Genomic DNA, 4,792 nt, shown 5'->3' with positions numbered 1-4,792 from the left:
GCTCTTTGTCTTTGTTTTCTTGCTGTTCAAGATCAATAAGTCTTTGAAGCATTTGAAGTTGTTCAGGGGTTAACTCAACATTAATTTTTCTCTGCTCGTCCAATTTACGCACCTCTGCTGGCATAGAATCCTTCTCTCCCTTGTTATGTATCATCAGCTGTGATACCTATATGTATAATTTATGACACATCATAGGTCAAAAATGAACTATAGTCAAGCAAAAAATGACACATCTTAATTCAACTATGTGTCACAAGCTATGACACATATACGTGTCACAAGCTATGACACATTACCTTAACTAAAACATTGATATATCAACATTTTTTCTGTGTTCCCTTCTATATCTCCTAAAGGGCTTTTCTCCACGCAAGGTTCGGGTAGTATTTTTCGGACAGACCACCGAAAAATCTCCACCCTTTTCTCCTTGCATTCCGAAATTTTGGCGGTGCTGTACTTTCGCCAAGCCGACGTACCTAAAACGAGGAATTCAGGAAATCGGCTTGCTCGAGCCATTATACCGCCAAAACCGCCAGAGCTTCCGTTCATAAATTTTCTCTTTTGCCTTATGGATCTACGCAATATGGGGGCTTCCCCCAAACCCCCTTGCCAGCCTCCACCCTAAAACAAGGGGAGAATTGATGGTGTTCGAATAAAAATCTTTGATATTTAGAAATCTAATTTTAAAGAAGGGAGTTGAGCTTTCATGAATAGTAACAGTAGCATTAATAAAAGTAATTTAAATTTATTAGCCGTAGTAGCACTAGGATTGACGACAATTTACACCGCAATATTAGCGACTCAATTAATGTCCACAAAACATAAAGTTGATTATTTATATTACAAAGAACATTTTCAAAAAAATAATAAGGGGAATAATAATTAATCGCTAAAACAATGAGAGGCGCTCTAGAAGGGGTAGAGTCCTGAAAATGCGGATTTACAACGGTAATGTAATTTTCACCCATAAATAAAGCCGATTTTAAGAAATCGACTGTTGAACTAAAGCTCCCTTTACTTTAAGTACATTTCTTCACAATCTTTAGATTAATTTATTGGATTATTTTTATGTGAAAGAGTGATATTAAATAAGAGCTTTAATTCGATTGACAAAAAAACCGTCCAGAAGGTATATTATATGTATCTAAGTTATGGAGGTTATTATGTCTATTTCAAAGCATGCTAATAAGAAAAAAAATATATTGATTGCTGCATCTGAAATTGTAAAAGAAGAAGGAGTTGTCAAACTCACATTAGAGGCAGTCGCCCAAAGAGCTGGCGTGAGTAAAGGTGGATTATTATACCATTTTCCTAGCAAGGAAGCATTAATTAAAGGAATGGTGGAAGATTGGACAAATAATTATTTCGAATGCATTAATACGTTAGTTAATAACGACGATGATAACGCAATAGGAAAATGGAATAGGGCTTATCTTAAATCTACATTTTCCGATTTAGAAAACAATAATCTAAATTCCGCACTAATGGCTGCTATGTTTATTAATCCAGATTTATTAGATGAATTCCGGCAGAGATACGATATTTTGCATACAAAGTTAATAACTGATGGAATTGATCCTGTCAAAATAACAATTACAAGATTATCCATAGATGGTCTTTGGTTTTCAGAAATATTTGGAATGGCACCATTAAATGAAGAACTAAAAACACAAGTTTTTGATGAACTAATAAACATGATTCAGGAGGACGAATAATGTCATATCTATATTTAGCACTTGCAATAGTGGGGGAGATTATTGGCTCTTCCCTATTAAAAGCATCTGAAGGCTTTTCAAAACTCTATCCTACAATAGGGGTAATAATAGCTTTCGTTGGTTGTTTTTTCTTTTTATCCTTGTCGCTAAAAACAATCCCCTTAAACACTGCATATGCATTATGGGCAGGTTTAGGACTTGTTTTGACTACAGTAATTTCAGTTTTAGTTTGGAAGGAAAAACTTAACATGGCTAGCATTGCAGGAATAACACTGATTCTTGTAGGAGTTGTAATATTGAATTTGTTTGGACCAGGACATGGAGAATCTGGTCATGAAGCAAGCGAAACTATTACAATGAATGAGACAATGGAATAACACATAAAAAAGTCCTTCTTAATAAAGAGAAGGACTTTTTAGCTTAATTAAGGGTATTTTTTGAAGTCCTTATTCAACAAACCTGCGTACGTTAGTTTAAGTGTATCACTTCACAATTCCAATAGAGTAGAGTTTATTGAGACATAATGAAATTAGCGTTTTAAATGACTTCTGACTGTCTCATAAGACTTGTATCAAATGCTTACCGTTGTAAATCCGCATTTCCCTGACGCTACCCCTAGAAGCGTCTTTTTTGCTTTTTAAGGGTTTTTACTAGGGGCAACCTCTTACAAAGGCGAGAGAGGCCCGTATGGCGTCTGTCAACGGTACCGGACCGAAGGGAGGATAAGGAGTTGATAGACTCACTTCACCAAGACCCTCTTGGTGTCTCAAAAGGCAACACCTTTTGAGCTGCCTACCGGCGAGGGAGCCCCTCAAGGATTGAGGGGTTGGGGAGTTCGATTAAGGGGGTCTGGGGAAGAGTTCCCCAGTGGGTTTGGGCAAAGCCCAAGGTTTGGCTTTTAGCGTCGCAGACCACATGAAACTTTGCGTGCAAAGTGTAGTGTGTTACACTTTCTATTAATCTATCGATTTTCAGAAAGGGTGCGTACCCCATGAGTTACTCCATTATCCGAATGCAGAAAATGAAATCAAATGGGATAAAAGGGATTCAATTTCACAACCAAAGAGAGAGGGAAAGTGAAACGAATCCCGACATCAATAAAGCTGATTCTCATCTGAATTATGACTTGATAAACGGTCAAAGGCAGATTGATTACAACGAGAAAATTAGCCAAGTAATTGAGGACAATGTGACCTCTGGAAAAAAGATCCGTAAAGATGCAGTTAAGCTGGCTGAATTCTTAATTACCTCTGACAAGGAATTCTTCGATAAAATTTCACCCAAAGAGCAGAAAAGGTATTTTGAAACGGCTCATGAGTTCCTTGCTGATCGATACGGTGAAAAGAATTTAATCTATGCGACTGTTCACTATGACGAGAAAACCCCTCACATGCACGTAGGCTTCGTTCCAGTAACGGAGGATGGCCGACTATCGGCTAAAGATTTCTTTGGCCAGAAAAAGCAACTGGTGAGTCTTCAGGACGATTTTAATCAGTACCTGAAGCAAAATGACTTTAATTTGGAAAGAGGGGTCTCGTCGAGCCGTAAACACGTGGAGACGGCTAAATATAAGGCTCAAACGTTTCAAAGCATGGAGAAGGAAGCCCAAGAGAAATATGAGCGGACAATGGGGCATATTCAAGAGATTGATGATAAATCGAAATCGATTGCGAATATCGAAGCTAAAAAGGTTCTAGGGCTTGTTGGAATGAAGGAACAAGACTACAAAAGCCTAGTCGATTATGCGACCAATGGTGTGGCTTATCAGCTACAAGCAGAGAATCTGCAGAAAGAGTTGGAAAAGACTCAAAAAGAAGTTACGCAGCTGAAAGCTGATATGCAAATTGGACAAGATAAAATTCGCTATTACTACAAAGATATTGAAGAGAATTTAGACTCCTTAGCAGAGAAAAAAGCACTGCAAAAAGTGAAGCAAACAGACATTGTAAAGAACTATGGAGACTTGATAGAAAAGTACAATGGACTCGTTAATAAATATAATGACCAGTTGAAGGAGAAAAAGGAGTTAAAACAACAGGTGGACACTCTAAAAATTGAGAACCGGTCTTACCAAAATGAGAATCGGGAATTGAAATTAGAGAACGGAAAATTGAAGGGAAAACTCGTGCAGATCAGCAAGGAGTTTTCTGTTTTTAAAGAGAGGGTGGGCAAAGTTTTACACGCTCAACTTGACCGAGTAAAAACGTTCTTGAGGATGAATGATGTAGACCGAAGTACAATCAAGTTCCTGGATGATAGGCAAGATAAATTAGTCCAGGACTCTTTAGAAAAAATGGAGAAGCCACAAAGGCAAAAAGGGATGGAGATGGAACGCTGATGAAGGTGAAACAATTGGTTGAGAAGTTGGAGAAACTAGACCAAGAGGGAGAATTAATGCTTTTTATGAGGGATAGAAAGAGACCTCATTTAGGTTCTGGAACTCTTATTCCAATAAAAGATATTGGTGTTTTTACAAGTGTTGACCAAGATTCAAATGAGGGCAAATATGCTCTTGAAATAAAGAAAGGCGAGTAGTTATCTACTCGCTTTATTTTAAGTTTTCACGTTCTCTAAGGGCTTTAAATTTATCAAATTGGCTTTTGTATTCAAAGTCCTTGTTTTCCTTTTTGCTGACAAGGATTTTACCATCGTATTTAGCAAATTTCTTTTTGTCATTGCCATCTGTCCAAGCAAGGTCTTCGTTCACTACATAGACGTTTGATGTTCCCATTTTTAAAACATTTAAAAATCCATTCTCCTCTAAAAGCTTTACTGCTCTGTAAACTGTTGACCTTGATTTGCCAAAATAATCTTCAAAAACTGCATAAGAACAAGCTAAAGCATTTCTGTTATCCATGTGTTCCAAGATAAAAAATAATAAAGAACTTGCGAAGTTATGATTTGCCATTAACCATCTTAATTCTGGCATGTTGTCACGATAAAGCTGGATGAAATTATGATTTTTCTTTTTCTCTTCAAATTGCTCTTTGTCTTTGTTTTCTTGCTGTTCAAGATCAATAAGTCTTTGAAGCATTTGAAGTTGTTCAGGGGTTAACTCAACATTAATTTTTCTCTGC

Annotated in this window: 5 protein-coding genes; 4 read left to right on the top strand and 1 reads right to left on the bottom strand. The window is 37.1% G+C overall.

Annotation, left to right across the window (positions count from 1 at the left end):
- The first annotated feature begins 1,163 nt into the window (after positions 1–1,163).
- The 4 genes from ACF1A1_RS39265 to ACF1A1_RS39250 all read left to right on the top strand — a co-directional run bounded on the left by ACF1A1_RS39265 (position 1,164) and on the right by ACF1A1_RS39250 (position 4,250).
- The gene (locus ACF1A1_RS39265) at positions 1,164–1,715 is read left to right on the top strand and encodes a TetR/AcrR family transcriptional regulator (RefSeq protein ID WP_000028029.1); all 552 of its coding nucleotides are present in this window, start codon (positions 1,164–1,166) and stop codon (positions 1,713–1,715) included.
- Positions 1,715–2,092, top strand: a complete 378-nt coding sequence (qacH, locus tag ACF1A1_RS39260) for a quaternary ammonium compound efflux SMR transporter QacH (protein ID WP_000121134.1) — start codon at positions 1,715–1,717, stop codon at positions 2,090–2,092. The genes ACF1A1_RS39265 and qacH overlap by 1 nt, the downstream gene beginning before the upstream one ends.
- 614 nt (positions 2,093–2,706) lie before the next feature.
- Positions 2,707–4,053, top strand: coding sequence for a MobV family relaxase (gene mobV, locus ACF1A1_RS39255; RefSeq protein WP_053082646.1), 1,347 nt, complete (start codon positions 2,707–2,709; stop codon positions 4,051–4,053).
- Between the two features lie 14 nt (positions 4,054–4,067).
- Complete coding sequence (locus ACF1A1_RS39250) at positions 4,068–4,250, top strand: hypothetical protein (RefSeq protein ID WP_350835256.1); 183 nt, start codon at positions 4,068–4,070, stop codon at positions 4,248–4,250.
- Positions 4,251–4,263: 13 nt separating this feature from the next.
- Here the strand turns inward: ACF1A1_RS39250 and ACF1A1_RS39245 are convergent, their stop codons facing one another.
- Positions 4,264–4,749, bottom strand: coding sequence for a replication/maintenance protein RepL (locus ACF1A1_RS39245; RefSeq protein WP_392006973.1), 486 nt, complete (start codon positions 4,747–4,749; stop codon positions 4,264–4,266).
- Between the last annotated feature and the right edge of the window lie 43 nt (positions 4,750–4,792).

The sequence above is a fragment of the Streptomyces sp. NPDC014995 genome (assembly GCF_043080745.1).
Lineage (GTDB): Bacteria > Actinomycetota > Actinomycetes > Streptomycetales > Streptomycetaceae > Streptomyces.
The sequence above is the reverse complement of the archived record's forward strand: the minus strand, read 5'-3'. Positions and strand labels throughout refer to the sequence as shown.

Coding starts and splice junctions, on each gene's coding strand:
- ACF1A1_RS39265 (WP_000028029.1), top strand. CDS start 1,164: ATGTCTATTTCAAAGCATGCTAATAAGAAAAAAAATATATTGATTGCT.
- qacH (WP_000121134.1), top strand. CDS start 1,715: ATGTCATATCTATATTTAGCACTTGCAATAGTGGGGGAGATTATTGGC.
- mobV (WP_053082646.1), top strand. CDS start 2,707: ATGAGTTACTCCATTATCCGAATGCAGAAAATGAAATCAAATGGGATA.
- ACF1A1_RS39245 (WP_392006973.1), bottom strand. CDS start 4,749: ATGCTTCAAAGACTTATTGATCTTGAACAGCAAGAAAACAAAGACAAA.